Below are 17,028 nucleotides of genomic sequence, written 5' to 3' on the forward strand. Positions count from 1 at the left end.
GGCACGTGTCACGGCTCGTCGAGCCTCAGATGTTGCGGCCGCCGGCGATCTCGACGACGACTCCGGTCACGTAGCTGGCCAGATCGCTGGCGAGGAAGAGCGCGACCTTTGCGACCTCCGCCGGTTCGCCGAACCGCCCGAGCGGCACGTCGGCGAGCCGTTGCGCACGGATCTCGTCGCTGAGCTTCTGCGTCATGGCGGTCTCGATGATGCCGGGCTGGAGAGCGTTCACCCTGATCCCGGCGAAGCCGACCTCTTTCGCCGCGGCTTTGGTCAGACCGACGATCCCCGCCTTGGCGGCGCTGTAGTTCGTCTGGCCGGCGTTGCCCACCTTGCCCGAGATCGACGACATGTTGATGATGGCGCCGCCCGTCCCCTGCTCCCGCAGGAGTGCGCTGGCCGCTTTCGTGCCCAGCCAGGTTCCGCGCAGGTGCACGTCGATCACGAACTGGAAGTCGTCGACGGTCATCTTCCGCATCGTGAGGTCGCGAGTGACTCCGGCGTTGTTCACCATGATGTCGAGGCGGCCGAACGTCTTCGTCGCGGTGTCGAGCAGAGCGTCCACGTCGGCGGGCACGGTCACGTCGCAGGCCACTCCGACGGCCCGGTCACCGAGTCGGGCTGCGGCAGCCGCCGCCGCGTCGCCGTCGAGGTCGCCGATGACGATCGACGCCCCGTTCTCGACGAACAGCTCGGCGATCGCGTAGCCGAGGCCCTGCGCGGCGCCGGTGACGACCGCGATCCTGCCGTCCAGCAGACCTGTTGCAGGTTCAGTCATGCGCTCGCCCTTCGAGACGCTCCGGCACGAGGAGGGTGATGGCGTCGGCGACGCAACCCGGGACGGAGGCGCCCTCGATCTCGACGGTGTGCCGGATCACGACACGAGTTCCTCGCTCGCCGGGCTCGGCCGAGATCAGGGTCGCGCGGTCGCGGACCCGAGATCCGGAGGGCACGATGGCTGGGAACCGGACACGGTCGAGGCCGTAGTTGACCAGCATCCGGAAGCCGGCCAGCGAGTATGCGTCACGGGCGAGCAGCGGGATCAAGGACAGGGTCAGATACCCGTGGGCGATCGTCTGGCCGAACGGCCCTCCCGGGCGGCATCGAGGTCGACGTGGATCCACTGGTCATCGCCCGTGACCTCGGCGAACCCGTCGATCACGGGCTGGTCGAGGTCGAACCACGATCCCGCACCCAGCTCGCGACCGACGGCGTCGACGACCTGGTCCACGCCGGTGAGCGTCAGCACGCGGCGCTCAATTCGTGAGCCCGCCGGAGACCAGGTCGCGGAGGTCGAGCTTGCGGATCTTCCCGGTGGGCGTCTTCGGCATGGAGTCGAGCACCGTCAAAGCCGCCGGGATCTTGAAGGACGCCGCCTGCGGCCGGAGCCACTCGATGATCTCGTCGGGTGACGTCTTCGAACCGTTCCGGAGCACCACGAAGCCCACCGGCAGCTCGCCGAGATCCGCGTCGGGTGCGCCGACGACGGCCGCCTCGAGGACAGCGGGATGGGCCGAGATCAGTCGTTCCACCTCGCCGGGGTAGATGTTCTGACCGCCGCGGATGATGAGCTCGCGTCTGCGGTCGACGATGCTGAGTCGACCGTCGGTGAAGGTCCCGATGTCGCCGGTGTGCAGCCAGCCGTCGACGACCGGACGGGCCTCCTCGGTACCGATGTAGGCCGAGAAGACGGACTCGCCGTGGATGAGGATCTCGCCGCGGCCGTCGTCGGCCGTCGAGTCGTCGAGGCGGACGTCGACACCCGGCATGATTCGTCCGGCCGACGCGAACTCGCCCGTGTTGTGCTCGAACGTTCCGACGCGGTTCTGCGACGCGATGGCCGTGCCCTCGGTCAGTCCGTACCCGAAGATGAGGAACGCGTTGGGGAACACCGCCCAGGCATCGGCAGCGATCTGGGTCGGCGACGCCGCCGCGCCGATGCCGACCGTGGCGACCTCGTCGTAGCGCACCCCCGCCTGGAACAACCGGGTCACCATCGTCGGCACCATCGGGATGAAGGTGGGCGACGTGTCGTCGAGCGCCCTCTGGAACCCTTCGGGAGTGAACCGTCGGAGCAGGCGCAGGGTCGCACCGGTCATGGCCATCAGGTTGATGCCCTGATTGAGCCCATAAGTGTTGAAGATGGGGAGGGGCAGCAGGATGCGGTCGTGGTTGCCGACGTTCATCCATCGATAGGTCGCGTCGTAGTTGGCGGCGAGGTTGCGAAGCGAAAGACGGACGCCCTTGGGCCGACCGGTCGATCCCGAGGTCTGCAGGATCATCGCGCCGTCGTCCGCGTCGAGCTGTTCCATCGTCGGTACGGCGCCGGTCAGAGGCGGGCTCGAGAACTCTCCCGACACCTCGTAGAGCGCCGGCGCCGACTCCAGCTCGAGGTGGGTGTCGGCGACGACGACCTCGAGCCCGATGTTCCGCACGATGTCGTCGATCTCGTTCGGCTTCATCGACCGGTTGAGCGGCATGACGACTCCGCCGAGGTAGAACACCGCGTACTGGTGGACGAGGAAGTTCGGGGTGCTGTCGATGTAGAGGCCGACCGGGGTGCCGCGGTGCACGATGCTCGACAGGGCCGCCGCCGTGGTTCGGATGGCCTCGGTCATGTCGCCGTAGGTGTAGGTCTCCGAGTCGGTGACGATGCACGCTTTGTCGGACTGCGAGAAGGCCCAGTCGAAGAGCGGGAGGGCGCGATTCATCAGTGGTTCTCCTCGGAGTTGAACCAGGCGATGGCGCCTTTCAGGCCGCGCTCCTTGATCATGTCGGTCATGACGTGCGTCGAGGCCGAGGTGTGGGCGAGGGCGTCCCATTCCGCTCCCATGAGGATCGAGTCGCGGAAGCCTTGCTGGTCCATCACTCGATTGAGCGCCAGCTTCTTCATGCGCAGCAGCTCGAGGGGCATCTTGGAGATCCCCGCGGCGATCTCCAGCGCCTTGTCGAGGGCGGTGCCGGCCGACACCGCGTGGTTCGCCCAGCCGAGGGATGCCGCTTCGGCTCCCGACAACCGGCTGCCGGCGATGAACGACAGCTCCTTGGCCTTCTTCGGACCGATCAGCCAGGCGGTGGGAGGGCTGAGAAGGCCTCCCCCAGAGGGATCGAGGGCCAGCCGATCACCGCCGTCTCGCTCACGACGGTGATGTCGGTGCAGACGGACAGCATCGTGGCTCCTCCCATGCAGTAGCCCTCGATCGCGCTGATCACCGGCTTCGGGGTGTCCCAGACGGCCAGCCAGCGGTCGATGTTGCGCCGCAGCGACTCCCAGTCGGCGTAGGGCGAGAGGCCCGCGGCCGCCTCGGAGTAGCCGTTCGAGGGCTCCACGTCGTAGCCGACGCTGAAGTTCTGGCCGGCGCCGGAGACGACGATGACCGAGACGGACGCGTCACGGCCGAGAGTGGCCAGGGCCTCCGAGAACTCGACGAGCATCGGATCGTTCAGAGCGTTGAGCTTCTTGGGGCGATCCAGGATCACTTGGGCGATTCGACCATCGACGGTGGTGGTCACGAATTCGGGCACGGTCATTCTCCTGTGAAGACGAGGTCGTCGAGGTCGCGCTTCGCGAGGAAGGCGTCGACGGCCGATTTGTGGTCGGATGTGGAAGACAGAACGGCTTGGGCGAGCGTCTCGCGGTCGAGGGCGTCGCCGAGCGTGCCGTCGACAGACCGGTTCGCGAGGAGCTTGGTCAGCCCCGCGGCCACGGGCGGTCGCTTGGCGAGCTCGGCGCAGTAGGCGACGGCCTCGGCGTCGAAGTCTCCGTCGAAGATCTCGGTGACGAAGCCGAGCCCCGTCGCCTCCTCGGCCGTGAACCGATGCGCCGTCAAAAGAGCAGCCTTCGCCCGGTGGAGCCCGATCGCCTGCGCGAGCAGATAGGTCCCGCCCATGTCGGGCATCAGCCCCATCCGGATGAACGACTGCTGGAACCACGCGGTCGGACTCGCGACGACGATGTCCGACGACAGCGCGAGGTTGAATCCCGCGCCCGAAGCGAGCCCGTTGACCGCGGCGACGACGGGTTTCTGCAGCCCGGTGATGCCCTCGGTGATCTCGCGCCCGAAGGTGAGGACGTCTATCGTGCCGGTCGCGCTGCGAGTCCCCATGGCGCGGATGTCGCCGCCTGCCGAGAACGCGCGCCCGGTGCCGGTGAGCAGGACGATGCGATCCTGCTTATCGGTCGCAGCATCCTGAAGCGCGGCGACGAGTTCGCTCTTGACGCCCTCGTCGAGCGCGTTGAGGGTGTCTGGTCCGTTCATTCGCAGACGGAGCACACCGGCGGCCGGCCGGTCGACATCGAGGCGGGTCACCGGTCTCCTCCGAAGAGGGAGTCGAGTTCGAGGACCTGATCGAGATGGTGCTGCAACCCGACCTCCCACGTGTAGCCGACTCCGCCGTGCACCTGGATTCCGAACTCGATGCTCCGGCGGGCGAGCGTGAACGCCTGCGCCGCCCAGACATCGGCGCGGAATGCCTCGTGTCCGGCCGCGATGGCTGCCGTCCATGCCTGCTCACGCGCGATGTGGGCATCCGCGAGCATGTGCCGCACGGCCTGAAAGCCTTTGATGGGCTGACCGAACTGTTGCCGCGTCTGGGCCCAGGCGATCGAGCGGGTCAGGACGATGTCGGCGCAGCCCACTGCGACGGCCGCAAACACCGCGCGCGCCTCGGCGAGTCGCTCCCCGTCGAGGGCAGGATGCTCACCCGGAACGAGTGCGAGCGGGACGAGATCCGCGAACACCGCGGCCTCGACGCCGGATGACTCGACGACCGCCCCCGCGCCGTCGACGATCGCGACACCGTCCGCGTAGTAGGGCGCCACGAGTCGATCGTCGCGCCGGACGATCGGCACCGCGCCGCGATCGAGCACGTCCTGGTCGAGCTCGAACCAGCGGCCCGCCAGGAGCGTGGCCACGAGCGGAGTGGACACGGCGAATCGTCCGGCCGTGCGGGCGACCTCCTGGATCTCCCGCAGCTCCATGCCGTTCTCGTCGTCGGCCGAGATGCTCGCCCAGCCCCCTCGGCCAGAACGGCCCACGCGGCGGGGCTCGGTCCGGCCTGGACGCCCTCCCCGCGATCCTGCAGGATCTCCGCCACGTTCTCGGACGCCATCGTCCCGACTTCTCCCACGATCGTTGCCATGATTACCTCGCCACTTTCAGAACCCGGTCGGTGATGATGTTGCGCTGGATCTCGTTCGTGCCCGAGTAGATGGACATCGCCTTCGACGCCAGATAGCTGTGCCGCCAGTAGTCGCGGTGGATCGGGCAGCGGGTGTCGATGCCGAGGCGTGTCGCGTCCTGGATCAGCTCGCTCCACTGGACCTTGAGCACCGAGCCGGCCGTGAACCAGTCCTCGCCCGCCGCTTTCTCTTCGGTCGCCCGCAGGATGTGCCACCGCAGAAGCTCCTTGCGATCCTGCAGCCGCACGGCGTCGTGCGGCTTGTCCAGGGAGCAACAGGAACTGAGCAGGTCGATCTCGGTGGTCGCCTCGACGAGCCGCGTCGCGGCCTCGGTGGTGCCCCGCTCGTTGCTCAGGACGGTCATCGCGACCGCCCAGCCTTCGTGCTCGCCACCGATCAGGTCTTCGTCGGGGACGAAGACGTCCGTGAAGAAGACCTCGTTGAACTCCTGCTCGCCATTGATCTGGCGGATGGGGCGGACGTCGATGCCGTCCTGCTCCATGTCGAGGAGGAAGAAGCTGAGGTTGTGGTGTCGCGGCAGCTCGGTCGAGCTCTTCGCCAGCATCAGACAGCGCGTGGAGTACTGCGCGAAGCTCGTCCAGATCTTCTGCCCGGTGATGCGGTAGCCGCCGTCGACCTTGACGGCGCGGGTCGTCACGGCCGCCAGGTCGGATCCTGCGCCGGGCTCCGAGAACCCCTGGCACCAGATCTCCGACGCGTCGAGGATGCGGGGGAGGTACTTCTTCTTCTGCTGCTCCGTGCCCGCCGCGATGATCGTCGGTCCGGCGAGGACGCGCCCGATCCTGCCGAAGCCGTCCGGGGCGTTCGCCTTCGACGACTCCTCGTAGTAGATCAGCTCCTCGATCGGGCCGAAGCCCCGCCCGCCGTACTCCTCGGGCCAGGACAGGCCGGCGAAGCCTCCCTCGAACAGCGCTTCGTCCCACGAACGTTGGATGCGCTGCACGTCGTCGGGTCCGAGGGCCTGTCTGCCGTCCCGCCACTCTGCGGGAATTGCCTCGGCGACCCAGGCGCTGACGTCCGCTCGAAAGCGGTCGGCCGCGGGATCGTCGAATCGTGTCATGGTCATGACGTCGATCTCTCCTTCTGTCAGGTGATCTCAGGGTGGTCGTAGCGAGCTCCGACCAGGTGAAGGGCCAGGTCGGCGTACTCGTCGCCGATCTGGGTGGGGGTGAGGCGGCCGCCGGGGCGGTACCAGTTGATGACGGACTCGCCCATGCCGAGGATCGCGAAGGTCACCCGCGTCACGTCGACGTCTCGGAATTCGCCCCCGTCGATGCCCGCGCGCAGGATGTCCCGGAAGATCTGCTCGTACGACTTCAGCATCGTGACGAGCCCGGTCCGGATCTCCGGATCGAGGTGGACCAGCCCCTCGCGGACCATGACGAGGTCGTCGGAACTGCAGTAGTGCGCCGTGTGCGCTCCCACCGCGGCGTAGAGACGGTCGGTCTGCGTCGGGCCGGCCGTGGCGAGTGCCGTCTCGACCTTGTCGCGCAGGATCTCCGTGCCGTTGCGCATCATCTTCTCGACGAGCGCTTGTTTCGACGGCGTGTAGTTGTAGATGCTCTGCGCCTCCATGCCGACCGCGCTCGCGATCTGCCGCAGGGTCATCCCGACATAGCCCTTGCGATTGAAGAGCTTTCGGGCTTCGTTCAGAATCCGGGTCTCGGTTTCGTTCTTTTCGAGCAGCACTATTTCTCTCCAACTGACAGGTGACGGTCGACGAGATCCGGATCGGACACCAGGAGTTCCGGGGTGCCCGACCAGACCATCTCCCCAGTCTCCAGGACGTGCACCTCGTCGGCGAGATCGGTCACGAAGCGAAAGTTCTGCTCGGCCACGACCACGCCGAGATCGAAGATCTCGGGAAGTCGGGCGATGGAGGCCTGCAGCTGTTCGACGATGAGGGGCGAGAGGCCCTCCGTCGGCTCATCGAGCAACAGGAAGTCGGGCGCGCTCATCAGAGCGCGGGCGATGGTGACCGCCTGCTGCTCTCCGCCGCTCAGCTCGTAACCGGCCCGCTTGAGCAGACCGCGCACGAGCGGAACCGCCTCGAGTACGCGCTCGAGCTGGTCGGACGCGACGCCGCGGCGCCGTGCGATGTCGAGATTCTCGGCGACCGTCAGGCGCGTGAAGATCCGTCGCGTGTCGGGCACCCAGGCCACACCGAGACGCGCGACCTTGTACGTCGCGAGCTTGCGCAGCGAGCGGCCGTCGATCGCCACGTCACCGCGCACCGTGATCTCGGGGTCGGCGACGATCGACTTCAGCAGAGTCGTCTTTCCGGCGCCGTTCCGGCCGAGGAGACCGACGCACCGGCCCTTCTCCACCCGCAGGTCGATGCTCTTGAGCGCCGAGGCGAGGCCGTACGAGGCGGACAGCCCCGTGACCGTGAGTGTCGAGGTCATCGGTCCTCCCGATACGAGTTGCCGAGATAGATCTCTCGGGTCAGCGGAGCGTCCCGCACCTCGTCCGGCAGACCCTGGAGAGCGATCCGGCCGTTCGCCAGGAGCACGACCTTGTCGGCGAGCGCGAAGACGACGTTCATGTCGTGCGCCGTGATCACGCAGGTCATCTCGGGTCGAGACGCCCGGAGGCCCTTCAGCAGTTCGATCGTGCCGGGGATGTCTTCCGCTCCCATGCCCGCCGTGGGTTCGTCGAGGAGGAGGACGGAGGGATCCTGCGCGAGCGCCATGGCGATCTCGAGGCTCTTCCGGTCACCGTGCGAGAGTGTGGCGGACGGCCGGCGGCGCGCCGAGCTCAGGCCGACGGCGTCGAGCGCGAGGTCGACGGTGTCGTCGGATCGCGGCGACTTCGAGACGAGGTTGCGGTAGCGCGACTGGTGGGCGAGACGCGCGATGACGACGTTCTCCTCCACCGTCTTCTCGAGGAAGTACCGGGCGACCTGGAAGGTGCGCGCGACGCCCTGCTCGGCGAGGTGCCGGGCGCCGGCGCGGGTCACGTCCTTGCCGAACAGGGAGACGCGGCCCTTCGTCGCCCGCGTCTCCCCCGCCATGACGCCGAAGAGGGTCGTCTTGCCCGCGCCGTTCGGCCCGATGATGGCGACGGTCTCCCCCACCTCGATCGAGAGGGAGACGTCCTGCACGACGGGCGGGCCGCCGTAGTTCTTGTCGACACCGACGAGGTCGAGAGCGATCATGCTTTCCTCCCGCGGCGAAGACGGCCGAGAACGGGGAACCGGTTGCTGAGGCGTTCGAGGAGGCCGAGGACGCCCTTCGGGAAGACCAGGACCACGACGAGGAGGATGACTCCCAGATAGAGCGTCCCGTTCGACGAGTTGCCGAAGACCGCCGTGCTCAGCAGCTGGAAGATCAGCGCACCGATCGCAGGGCCCCAGAATCGGTACATGCCGCCGAGCAGGGCCATGATGATGATCTGACCGCTGAACGTGAACGACAGGGTGTCGGGGGTGACGATGCCGCCCTGCTGCGCGAACAGCGCGCCGGCCAGGCCCGCGACGGCGCCGGAGAGTGTGAACGCGGCGAGTCGCAGACCTTTCACCGGCAGGCCGATCGAGGCCGCTTTCACCGGATCGTCGCGGATGGCGTTGAGACTCGCCCCGAACGACGAGAGGTTGATGCGGCGCAGGATGCCCATCACGACGGCGATGACCACGATCGTGTAGATCCAGAACGAGTTGTTCGAGGTCACGTCGAACCCGAACACCGACCCTCGAGTGATCCCGACCAGTCCGTTGTCGCCTCCGAGGGGCCCGATCTTGAACGTGAGGAGGTAGGCGATCTGCCCCACGATCATCGTCAGCATCGCGAATTCGACCTTGACGAGGCGTCCGCCGAGCAGGCCGATGACGACGGCCGCGATGGCGGCGACCACCGCCGACAGGCCCAGGAAGAGGAGGGCGTTCCACGACTCCGTCCGGAGGAGCGCCGTGGCGTACGCCCCCATTCCGAAGAACGCGGCGTGGCCGAAGGTGTAGGTGCCGGTCCAGCCGAACAGGATGCCGAGGCTCGTGGCCAGCAGGGAGTAGATGACGCCGATGGTCAGGGTGTACTGCCAGCTCGACGGGAGGACGAAGTAGCCGATCGACAGGACGACCGCGAAGATCGCGGGTTCGTAGAGGGGCCGGACGTCCCAGGCGCGTCGCCCGACCAGGGCTTTGGGTGCCGGACGCCGAGGGAGGACGGTGCCCGGAGCGGTCTTGGTCGTCACGCGGCGGCTCCGATCCTGGCGTTCCCGAGCAGACCACGCGGGCGGACGAGAAGCACCACGGCCACGAGGATGTAGAAGGTGAAACCGCTGAGGAAGGGGAAGTACGCCACGGCCAGGGCCTCGGTGACCCCGACCAGGATCGACGAGATGAGCGAGCCGGTGATGGATCCCAGCCCGCCGATGATGACGACCGCGAAGCTCTCGAGGATGTACGAGTCGCCGAGATTCGCCGAGACGGAGACCGTGGGTGCGATGAGCACCCCGGCGAGACCGGCGAGGGCGCTGCCGAGGCCGAACACCAGGAACATGACGCGCTTGGTGTTGAGGCCCACGGCCTCGCCCATGACCTGGTCCTGGGCGATGGCCTTGATGTCGCGCCCGAAGCGACTCCGGTTCAGCAGCAGGAACAGCCCGACGGCGAAGACCGCGCCGATGACGACGAGGAGGATCGAGTACGCCGGCAGCGCTGCTCCGAGCACGTGGACGTTGCCGCTCAGGACCTTCGGCTGATTGACCGTCGCCGGGCTGTCGCCCCAGAGGAGCTCGGAGGCGCCTTCGACGATGAGCAGGATCGCGAACGTCGCGAGCAGCATCGTGATGTGGTCGCCCCGGTACAGGCGCCGCACCACCGTGCGCTCGACGACGAGACCCAGCACCCCGACGACGACCGCTCCGACGAGCGCCGCGCCGATGAAGACGGGAATCGACGGGAAGACCGTGCCGATCACCGACGTGGCGACGAGCGCACCGACGGCGAACAGCGAGCCGTGGGCGAAGTTCAGCACTCCGAGCACCCCGTAGATCAGCGTGAGTCCACTCGCGACCAGGAAGAGAGGACGCCGAAGGCGATCCCGCTCACCAGGGTCGAAATGAGTTCGGTCATGTCATTTCCCCGTCTTGACGACTGTCGTGCTGAGGATCTTGACGTTCTCCGGGCTCTTGGTGTCTCCGACGGTGTTGGACACGACCACGGGTGCGTTCGCCTGGTGGGTCGTCTTGTCGATGGTCAGCTTCCCCGAGAGCGTGGTGAAGCTGAGGCCGGGCATCGTCGCGAGCACCTTCGAGTAGTCGTCGGTGCCGGCCTTCTTGATGGCGGCGGCCATGGCCTTGACCCCGACCCAGGCGTCGTAGCTCCAGTCGATGGGGAGCTTCCCGGTCTTCGCCTTGTAGTCGTTCACGAACTTCGTGTTGGCGCTCGACGTGAACGCGGCGTAGTTGTAGTCGTAGGCGTTCCACACGTTGGGTGCGAGGCCGTTCAGCGTACGGGCGACCGGGTAGTAGCCGCCGGGCTGCAGGATCACCGCGAACTTCTTCGAGATGTCGTACGACTGCGACTGCTTCAGGAACGTGCCGGTGCCGCTGCCGAACGTGCCCAGGTAGAGGGCGCTCGTCTTCGGATCGCCGACCTTGCCGACGAGCGACTGCACCTGGAGGCTGAAGTCGGACTGGGCGATCGGCACGAACGTGCTGCTCTTCACCTTCAGCGGCACGCCCGCCTTCTTGATGGAGCTCTGGTAGAGCGCCCACTGCGACGTGCCGGTGACGTAGTTGTAGCCGAAGGCCGAGTAGTCCGTGACGTCGGGGAACTTCTTCGCGATGGTCTTGGCGAGGTTGATCACCAGGTCGTCGTCGTCGGTGCTCGTGCGGAAGAGGTTGGAGAACGGGGCCGGCTTGCCGTTCTGACCGGTGAGGCCGTCGTTGGTGCAGCCGGTGTCGACGAGCACGACGTTGAGGCTCGGCAGGGTCGGACCGACGGCGAGGCAGCCGGCGCTGTTGAGCATGCCGACGACGAGGTGGACGCCGCTGTTCGAGAGGTCACGGACGGCGGTCGACGCGGTCTGCGGAGTGGACTGCTCGTCTTTGTTGACGATCTTGATCTTGCGACCGAGCACACCGCCCGCTTTGTTGATCTCGGCGGCGGCGACCTCGGCGCCCGCGACCTGGTTCTGGCCGATCTCGGCCAGCGGCCCCGTCTGCGGGCCGACGACGCCGATCGTGATCGGACCCGATTTCGATCCGCCCCCGAGTTGCTGGAGCACCCGCTCAGAGCGACGACGCAGGCGATGATGGCGCCCAGTGCCAGAACCGGCTTGGCTGGAAAATTCTTCATTGAATTGATTCCTCACTGTGTTCGTGGTGGATCAGAGAATCGCGATCGCGTTCCCTGGGGAGCCGGCGGCGCCGCTGAGGTTCAGCGGTGCTGCGGCGACGAAGAAGTCGTATCGGCCGGTGTCCCGGCAGGCGACGGAGAGCCGCTCCAGGTCGAACAGCTCGCCGAGGGGGATTCCAAGCAGGGGCAGGAGACGGCGATGCAGCGATCCGACCGCGGGGTCTCCCGGCACGGGTTCGACGGCCGGAGTGTCCGTCGCGATGGCGGCGATGCCCCAGTTCCAGAGCAGACGCGCAGTCGCCTCGCCGGCGTGGATGCCCGGGATCCTCGTGACCGGTGGAGCGTCCGACGCTCGGCCGGCATGTGCCGCCGGCCATCCGGTGCGGACGAGCAGGATGTCGCCGCGCCGCACCTCGACGCCCTCTGCCGCAGCGATCTCCTCGAGTAGCTCAGGCGTCACGACGAACTCCTCGTCCACCGGGACGCTCGAGCCCCGCGCTCCGAGATGCGCGGCCACGTCCAGCAGGACGCCGCGTCCCGCGATGCCGCGCCTGGCCCAGACCTCGATGCCGAGCGCCGTCTGCTCCGGGTCGTTCGTGTCGAGCACTCCGCCGTAGAAGCCGAACTCGCGAGCGCGAACGTGGCCGAAGCCGTCCCACTGCGTCGAGCCCTGCGGGAAGTAGTTGTCGATCTTGTCGTCCCAGGTGTTGCGATCGACCTCGAAGTGGTCGTGCCGGATGGGCTCTCGGCCGAACAGCGGAGGATTCGGCTCGTCGACGGGGAGGCTGAGCCCCACCGTCACGCCCGAGACGATGCTGCGTGCGGCCGCGGCGACGACCTCCGGGGTCAGGTGGTTCAGCGTGCCCAGCTGGTCGCCCGCGCCGAAGAACTCCCACGAGTAGGGCAGGTCCAAGCGCTCGAGCCGGGGCAGCTCGTCGTAATCGGGAACTTCGTCGTTCATCACGGGGACAGATTGACTTACGAACGCTCGTAAGTCAAGATTCCCGATGAACGATCTTCCCGGGAGTGCAACGAGGCACCCCGTTCACAAGGAGGGGATTCTTCGATGTTGAAGACGAGATTCACCGACGGCTTCGGCGTCAGCGCGCCGATCATGCAGGGGGCATGCAGTGGATCGGCAACGCCGATCTCGCAGCCGCCGTGTCGAACGCGGGTGGCCTGGGGACGATCACAGCACTCACCTTCGCGACCCCCGAGCTCCTCGCCGACGAGATCGCCCGCTGCCACGACCTGACCGATCGGCCGTTCGCCGTCAACCTCACGACGCTGCCGTCCATCAGCCCTCCGCCGTACGCCGAGTACCAGCGGGTGATCCTGGAAGGTCGCGTCGCCGCCGTCGAGACGTCCGGCTCCAACCCCGCGCTGTTCGTCGACACCTATCACGAGGCCGGGCTCAAGGTCGTCCACAAGGCGACCAGCGTCCGCCACGCGGTGAAGGCAGCCGAAGCCGGAGCGGACGCCGTCGCGGTGATCGGATTCGAGGCGGCCGGACACCCGGGCGAACTCGACGTGCCCCTGCTGGTGCTGCTGGCAGCCGTCGCCAGGCAGGTCGACGTCCCCCTCCTGGCCGCGGGCGGCATCGCGACGGGATCCGGGCTCGCAGCAGCCCTCGCCCTGGGAGCCGAGGGAGTGCTCATGGCGACCCGCTTCATGGCCACGGCGGAGACGCCGATCCACGAGAACGTGAAGAACGAGCTCGTCGCTCGCGACGAACTCCAGACCAACCTGATCTTCCGGCCGCTGCGCAACACGGCCCGGGTGTCCCGCAACTCCGTCTCGGACGAGGTCGTCGAGATCCTGGCCTCGGGCGGAGACTTCGCCGCCGTCCGCGATCTCGTCGCCGGCCGCCGCGGTCGAACCGTCTACGAGACGGGCGACCTCGAGGCGGGCATCTGGTGGGCCGGCCTCTCGCAGGCCCTCATCGACGACGTGCCCACCTGCGCCGACCTCGTCGACCGCATCGTCCACGACGCCGAGACCGTCATCCGCACGCGACTCGTCGACGCCGTGTCCGACCCGATCGGCACCGCCTCGACCGGAACCCAGAAAGGCAGCACACTGTGAAAATCGTCGTCCTCGTGAAACAGGTTCCCGACACCTGGGGCGAACGCCGCCTCGACCTCTCGACGGGTCTTCTCGACCGCTCGTCGAGCGACCTCATCATCGACGAAGTGGGCGAACGGGCCCTCGAGGCGGCTCTCGCCTACAAGGACTCTCACGACGCCGACGTCGTCGTGATGACGATGGGCCCGTCCGGTGCGACGGACGTCCTCCGCAAGGGCCTCGCGATGGGGGCCGACACCGCCGTGCACGTCCTCGACGATGCTCTCGCCGGCTCCGACATGGTCCGAACAGCCACTGTGCTCGCGGCGGCGCTCCGCCGCACCGGCTTCGACCTGGTCATCACGGGCAACGAGTCGACCGACGGCCGAGGAGGCGCCATCGCACCGATGCTGGCCGAGATCCTCGGCCTCCCCCAGGTCACCTACCTCAACTCGCTCGCCATCACGACCGAAGGAATCTCCGGTGAGCGGGGAACGGAAGCCGGAACGCAGGACGTCCACGCCTCGCTTCCGGCGATCGCCTCCGTCACCGAGCGGTCACCCGAACCACGCTTCCCAGGGTTCAAGGGCTCGATGCGCGCCAAGAAGAAGCCGCTCGAGACCTGGTCCCTCGCCGACCTCGGCGCTTTCGAGGCGCCGGCGGCCCGCTCGGTCGTCCTCACGGCAACCGAACGCCCCGCCCGGACGGCCGGACGCACGATCGTCGACGACGGCTCGGCCGCCCACGAGCTCGCCGCCTTCCTCTCCGACGCCCACCTCATCTAGGAGCACCGATGTCATCCATCCTCTTCCTCGCCGACACCACGACCGACGGGCAGCTCTCGGACACCGTCGCTCCTCTCGCCGCTGCGGCCGCCCGCCTGGGAGACCCCGTCGCGGTCGCCCTCACCCGAGGGCCGGCGCCTGCCGACCTGGCCGCGGCGCTGGGCGGCCTCGGAGTCGCGGACGTGCGGCTTCTCGAGAGCGACGCGGTCGGCGAACGCCTGACGACCCCCGAGGTCGCCGCGCTCGTCGACGTCGCTCGCGACGTCTCCGCGGACGTCGTGCTCGTGGCCAACTCGATCGTGGGACGCGAGATCGCGGCGCGCGCAGCGATCCGTCTCGGCGGAGCCCTCGTGGTCGACGCGGTCGACGTCCGACTGGATTCCGACCGTGCAGTCGCGACGACGTCGGCGTTCGGCGGGGCCTTCGGCGTCGAGAGCAGCGTCGTCGGCGGCCCGCTCGTCGCGACCGTCCGTCGCGGAGCAACCGAAGGTGATCCTGCGCCCGTCGAACCGACGATCACCCGCGGCACCCTCGACGTCGGCGGTGAGCCGGCCGCCGTGATCGACAGCGTGCACGAGATCGTCCAGACCTCGTCGCGACCCGACCTCCGTGGCGCCACTCGGATCGTCTCGGGCGGTCGGGGGCTGCAGTCCCGAGAGCGCTTCGAGCTGGTCGAGCGGCTGGCCGACGCGCTGGGCGCTGCCGTCGGCGCCTCCCGCGCAGCCGTCGACGCGGGCTTCGTGCCGCAGAGCTCGCAGGTCGGGCAGACGGGCGTGACGGTGTCGCCCGACCTGTACGTGGCGCTCGGCATCTCCGGGGCCATCCAGCACAAGGCCGGCATGCAGACGGCCAAGACGATCGTCGCCATCAACAGCGATCCGGACGCACCCATCTTCGAGATCGCCGACTTCGGCATCGTCGGCGACCTCTTCACCATCGTGCCGAGCATCATCGACGAAATCTCGGCCGTCCGCGCATGACGAGCGTCAGCCGGACCACGTCGAACCGCTGGTTCAAGCTCGCCTGGATCGTGCCTGCGATCCTCGTCGGGCTCGCGCTCCTCGTGCTCGCCGCGCGCGGCATCCGGGCGAGCTCGGGCGGACAGTCCTTCCTGGCGAGCTATCCCGGCCAGAGCAGGCTGCCGTCCTTCGCTCCCGTGGGCTTCCCGGCGTGGGTCGAGTGGCAGCACGGGCTGAACGTGTTCTTCCTGGTGTTCATCGTGAGATCGGGCTGGATGGTGCGGACGGTTCAACGCCCGGGCATGTACTGGACGCGCAACAACCGCGGACGCATCCGCACGAAAGGCGCGCCGACGCGAATCAGCATCAACCTCTGGCTCCACCTCAGCCTCGACGTGCTCTGGGTGCTCAACGGCATCGTCTTCTGGGTGCTGGTCTTCTGCACCGGTCAGTGGACCCGCATCGTCCCCACGTCGTGGAGCGTCTTCCCCAACGCGGCGTCGGCTCTCCTGCAGTACGCATCGCTGCAGTGGCCGACGGAGAACGGCTGGTCCAACTACAACTCGCTGCAGGTGCTGAGCTACTTCCTGGTCGTGTTCATCGCGGCGCCGGTCGCCCTCGCGAGCGGCTTGCGGATGTCCCCGCGTGGCCGAAGAACGCGCCGCGCCTCTCCAAGGCGCTGCCGCTCTCCTGGGCTCGGGCCACGCACCTGCCCACGATGATCTTCTTCGTGGTGTTCGTCATCGTGCACGTGACGCTCGTGTTCGCCACCGGGGCGCTGAACAACCTGAACCACATGTACGCGGGACGCAACGACGACAGCTGGGTGGGATTCGCGTTCTTCGCCGGCTCCCTGGTGATCATGGTCGCCGGGTGGATGGCGGCCCGCCCGATCGTGCTTCGCTCCCTCGCCTCCCTGACCGGCTCCGTCACACGCTGAGGGGCACCCCGACGGCGACGGCGTCGAGCGTCACCCCCACCGCGGAGCGCGCTTCTCGCTGAACGCGGCGGCGCCCTCTCGCGCGTCGGCCGCCTGGGCGACGGCTCGCGCCAGCTCGTCGCTCGGAGGGAAGAGTCCTGCGCCACCCGCCCGCTCGGTGTCGGCGACGATGCGACGCGTGACCGCGACGGCGTGCGGCGAGTTCGCAGCCACGACCTCGGCGAGCCGGTGAGCGCGCTCCAGCGCCCGACCCGGGTCGGTCAGCTCGGCGACGAGACCCCACTCGTCGGCCTCCGTCGCCGAGAAGAGCCGCCCCGTCAGCAGCACCTCCACGGCCCGCGCGTACGGGATACGACGCGGCAACAGCTGAGCTCCGCCACCGATCGCGACGAGACCCGACTTAACTTCGGGGAGCCCGAACGTCGCGTCGCGCGCGGCCACGACGAGGTCGCAGGCCAGGGCGAGTTCGAATCCGCCGGCGACCGCATACCCTTCGACGGCGGCGATGACGGGTTTCGACGGGCGGACCTCGGTCATCCCCCGAAGCCGCGCCTGCCGCGCGGAACCGAACCGGTCGCCGCGAACGCTGTGAGATCCAACCCGGTGCAGAAGTTCCCTCCGGCGCCCGTCACGACCATCACGCGCAGGTCGTCCCGCGCCTCGAACTCGTCGACGGCGATCTCGAGCTCGGCCCCCAGCGCATCGTTCACGGCATTCATCACGGTCGGGCGGTCCAGCGTGAGAACACGCACCGGGCCGCTGTCGTCGATGATCACAGT

21 protein-coding genes and 1 pseudogene are annotated in these 17,028 nt (G+C 68.0%); 4 read left to right on the forward strand and 18 right to left on the reverse strand.

Features of this window, described 5'->3' with window-relative positions; all coding sequences use genetic code 11:
* Window positions 1–25: 25 nt before the first annotated feature.
* The 16 genes from fabG to QUE79_RS00560 all read right to left on the reverse strand — a co-directional run bounded on the left by fabG (window position 26) and on the right by QUE79_RS00560 (window position 12,462).
* On the reverse strand, window positions 26–778 hold the full coding sequence (gene fabG / locus QUE79_RS00485; protein WP_286344934.1) for a 3-oxoacyl-ACP reductase FabG: 753 nt from the start codon (window positions 776–778) through the stop codon (window positions 26–28).
* Window positions 771–1,046, reverse strand: coding sequence for a hotdog family protein (locus QUE79_RS00490; RefSeq protein WP_286344935.1), 276 nt, complete (start codon window positions 1,044–1,046; stop codon window positions 771–773). Before QUE79_RS00490 ends, fabG begins: the two co-directional genes overlap by 8 nt.
* Before the next feature lie 8 nt (window positions 1,047–1,054).
* Window positions 1,055–1,249, reverse strand: coding sequence for a hotdog family protein (locus tag QUE79_RS00495; RefSeq protein WP_286344936.1), 195 nt, complete (start codon window positions 1,247–1,249; stop codon window positions 1,055–1,057).
* Window positions 1,250–1,256: 7 nt separating this feature from the next.
* Window positions 1,257–2,711 carry a class I adenylate-forming enzyme family protein gene (locus QUE79_RS00500; RefSeq protein WP_286344937.1) on the reverse strand — a complete coding sequence of 485 codons (1,455 nt, stop codon included), beginning with the start codon at window positions 2,709–2,711 and terminating at the stop codon, window positions 1,257–1,259.
* Window positions 2,711–3,016 (reverse strand): Clp protease/crotonase-like domain-containing protein, encoded by a 306-nt coding sequence (locus tag QUE79_RS00505; protein ID WP_286344938.1) that lies wholly within the window; start codon window positions 3,014–3,016, stop codon window positions 2,711–2,713. The genes QUE79_RS00500 and QUE79_RS00505 overlap by 1 nt, the downstream gene beginning before the upstream one ends.
* 47 nt (window positions 3,017–3,063) lie before the next feature.
* Entirely contained in the window at window positions 3,064–3,525 is a 462-nt protein-coding gene (locus QUE79_RS00510) for an enoyl-CoA hydratase/isomerase family protein (RefSeq protein ID WP_286344939.1), read from the reverse strand.
* 2 nt (window positions 3,526–3,527) lie between these two features.
* Window positions 3,528–4,310: an enoyl-CoA hydratase/isomerase family protein gene (locus QUE79_RS00515; protein ID WP_286344940.1), complete on the reverse strand. Its 783-nt coding sequence runs from the start codon at window positions 4,308–4,310 to the stop codon at window positions 3,528–3,530.
* Complete coding sequence (locus QUE79_RS00520) at window positions 4,307–5,038, reverse strand: acyl-CoA dehydrogenase family protein (RefSeq protein WP_286344941.1); 732 nt, start codon at window positions 5,036–5,038, stop codon at window positions 4,307–4,309. Before QUE79_RS00520 ends, QUE79_RS00515 begins: the two co-directional genes overlap by 4 nt.
* A gap of 106 nt (window positions 5,039–5,144) precedes the next feature.
* Window positions 5,145–6,269: an acyl-CoA dehydrogenase family protein gene (locus tag QUE79_RS00525; protein ID WP_286344942.1), complete on the reverse strand. Its 1,125-nt coding sequence runs from the start codon at window positions 6,267–6,269 to the stop codon at window positions 5,145–5,147.
* Window positions 6,270–6,289: 20 nt separating this feature from the next.
* Window positions 6,290–6,892: a TetR/AcrR family transcriptional regulator gene (locus tag QUE79_RS00530; protein ID WP_286344943.1), complete on the reverse strand. Its 603-nt coding sequence runs from the start codon at window positions 6,890–6,892 to the stop codon at window positions 6,290–6,292.
* Window positions 6,892–7,608, reverse strand: a complete 717-nt coding sequence (locus QUE79_RS00535; RefSeq protein WP_286344944.1) for an ABC transporter ATP-binding protein — start codon at window positions 7,606–7,608, stop codon at window positions 6,892–6,894. Before QUE79_RS00535 ends, QUE79_RS00530 begins: the two co-directional genes overlap by 1 nt.
* Window positions 7,605–8,360 carry an ABC transporter ATP-binding protein gene (locus QUE79_RS00540; RefSeq protein WP_286344945.1) on the reverse strand — a complete coding sequence of 252 codons (756 nt, stop codon included), beginning with the start codon at window positions 8,358–8,360 and terminating at the stop codon, window positions 7,605–7,607. Before QUE79_RS00540 ends, QUE79_RS00535 begins: the two co-directional genes overlap by 4 nt.
* Entirely contained in the window at window positions 8,357–9,391 is a 1,035-nt protein-coding gene (locus tag QUE79_RS00545) for a branched-chain amino acid ABC transporter permease (RefSeq protein ID WP_286344946.1), read from the reverse strand. Before QUE79_RS00545 ends, QUE79_RS00540 begins: the two co-directional genes overlap by 4 nt.
* Window positions 9,388–10,218: a branched-chain amino acid ABC transporter permease gene (locus QUE79_RS00550; protein ID WP_286346804.1), complete on the reverse strand. Its 831-nt coding sequence runs from the start codon at window positions 10,216–10,218 to the stop codon at window positions 9,388–9,390. The genes QUE79_RS00545 and QUE79_RS00550 overlap by 4 nt, the downstream gene beginning before the upstream one ends.
* A 57-nt stretch (window positions 10,219–10,275) precedes the next feature.
* A complete protein-coding gene (locus QUE79_RS00555; RefSeq protein WP_286344947.1) occupies window positions 10,276–11,430 on the reverse strand; it encodes an ABC transporter substrate-binding protein in 1,155 nt (384 codons plus the stop codon).
* Window positions 11,431–11,532: 102 nt separating this feature from the next.
* Window positions 11,533–12,462 (reverse strand): cyclase family protein, encoded by a 930-nt coding sequence (locus tag QUE79_RS00560; RefSeq protein WP_286346805.1) that lies wholly within the window; start codon window positions 12,460–12,462, stop codon window positions 11,533–11,535.
* A gap of 164 nt (window positions 12,463–12,626) precedes the next feature.
* Here QUE79_RS00560 and QUE79_RS00565 point away from each other — a divergent pair, with 164 nt between their 5' ends.
* The 4 genes and pseudogenes from QUE79_RS00565 to QUE79_RS00580 all read left to right on the forward strand — a co-directional run bounded on the left by QUE79_RS00565 (window position 12,627) and on the right by QUE79_RS00580 (window position 16,249).
* Window positions 12,627–13,586, forward strand: a complete 960-nt coding sequence (locus QUE79_RS00565) for an NAD(P)H-dependent flavin oxidoreductase (protein WP_286344948.1) — start codon at window positions 12,627–12,629, stop codon at window positions 13,584–13,586.
* On the forward strand, window positions 13,583–14,350 hold the full coding sequence (locus tag QUE79_RS00570; protein WP_286344949.1) for an electron transfer flavoprotein subunit beta/FixA family protein: 768 nt from the start codon (window positions 13,583–13,585) through the stop codon (window positions 14,348–14,350). The genes QUE79_RS00565 and QUE79_RS00570 overlap by 4 nt, the downstream gene beginning before the upstream one ends.
* 8 nt (window positions 14,351–14,358) lie before the next feature.
* Entirely contained in the window at window positions 14,359–15,330 is a 972-nt protein-coding gene (locus QUE79_RS00575) for an electron transfer flavoprotein subunit alpha/FixB family protein (RefSeq protein ID WP_286344950.1), read from the forward strand.
* Window positions 15,327–16,249 (forward strand): annotated as a pseudogene (locus tag QUE79_RS00580) (cytochrome b/b6 domain-containing protein). Before QUE79_RS00575 ends, QUE79_RS00580 begins: the two are co-directional and overlap by 4 nt.
* A gap of 30 nt (window positions 16,250–16,279) precedes the next feature.
* On the opposite strand, the gene QUE79_RS00585 reads toward QUE79_RS00580, so the two are convergent.
* Entirely contained in the window at window positions 16,280–16,786 is a 507-nt protein-coding gene (locus tag QUE79_RS00585) for an enoyl-CoA hydratase-related protein (RefSeq protein ID WP_286344951.1), read from the reverse strand.
* Entirely contained in the window at window positions 16,783–17,025 is a 243-nt protein-coding gene (locus tag QUE79_RS00590) for an enoyl-CoA hydratase-related protein (RefSeq protein WP_286344952.1), read from the reverse strand. Before QUE79_RS00590 ends, QUE79_RS00585 begins: the two co-directional genes overlap by 4 nt.
* Window positions 17,026–17,028 lie beyond the last annotated feature (3 nt).

It is taken from the genome of Frondihabitans sucicola, assembly GCF_030296615.1.
In the GTDB taxonomy this organism is placed as follows: domain Bacteria; phylum Actinomycetota; class Actinomycetes; order Actinomycetales; family Microbacteriaceae; genus Frondihabitans; species Frondihabitans sucicola.

Excerpts from the sequence above, each read along its gene's own strand:
- fabG (WP_286344934.1), bottom strand. The coding sequence starts at position 778 with ATGACTGAACCTGCAACAGGTCTGCTGGACGGCAGGATCGCGGTCGTC.
- QUE79_RS00500 (WP_286344937.1), bottom strand. The coding sequence starts at position 2,711 with ATGAATCGCGCCCTCCCGCTCTTCGACTGGGCCTTCTCGCAGTCCGAC.
- QUE79_RS00525 (WP_286344942.1), bottom strand. The coding sequence starts at position 6,269 with ATGACCATGACACGATTCGACGATCCCGCGGCCGACCGCTTTCGAGCG.
- QUE79_RS00535 (WP_286344944.1), bottom strand. The coding sequence starts at position 7,608 with ATGACCTCGACACTCACGGTCACGGGGCTGTCCGCCTCGTACGGCCTC.
- QUE79_RS00540 (WP_286344945.1), bottom strand. The coding sequence starts at position 8,360 with ATGATCGCTCTCGACCTCGTCGGTGTCGACAAGAACTACGGCGGCCCG.
- QUE79_RS00560 (WP_286346805.1), bottom strand. The coding sequence starts at position 12,462 with ATGAACGACGAAGTTCCCGATTACGACGAGCTGCCCCGGCTCGAGCGC.
- QUE79_RS00565 (WP_286344948.1), top strand. The coding sequence starts at position 12,627 with ATGCAGTGGATCGGCAACGCCGATCTCGCAGCCGCCGTGTCGAACGCG.
- QUE79_RS00575 (WP_286344950.1), top strand. The coding sequence starts at position 14,359 with ATGTCATCCATCCTCTTCCTCGCCGACACCACGACCGACGGGCAGCTC.
- QUE79_RS00585 (WP_286344951.1), bottom strand. The coding sequence starts at position 16,786 with ATGACCGAGGTCCGCCCGTCGAAACCCGTCATCGCCGCCGTCGAAGGG.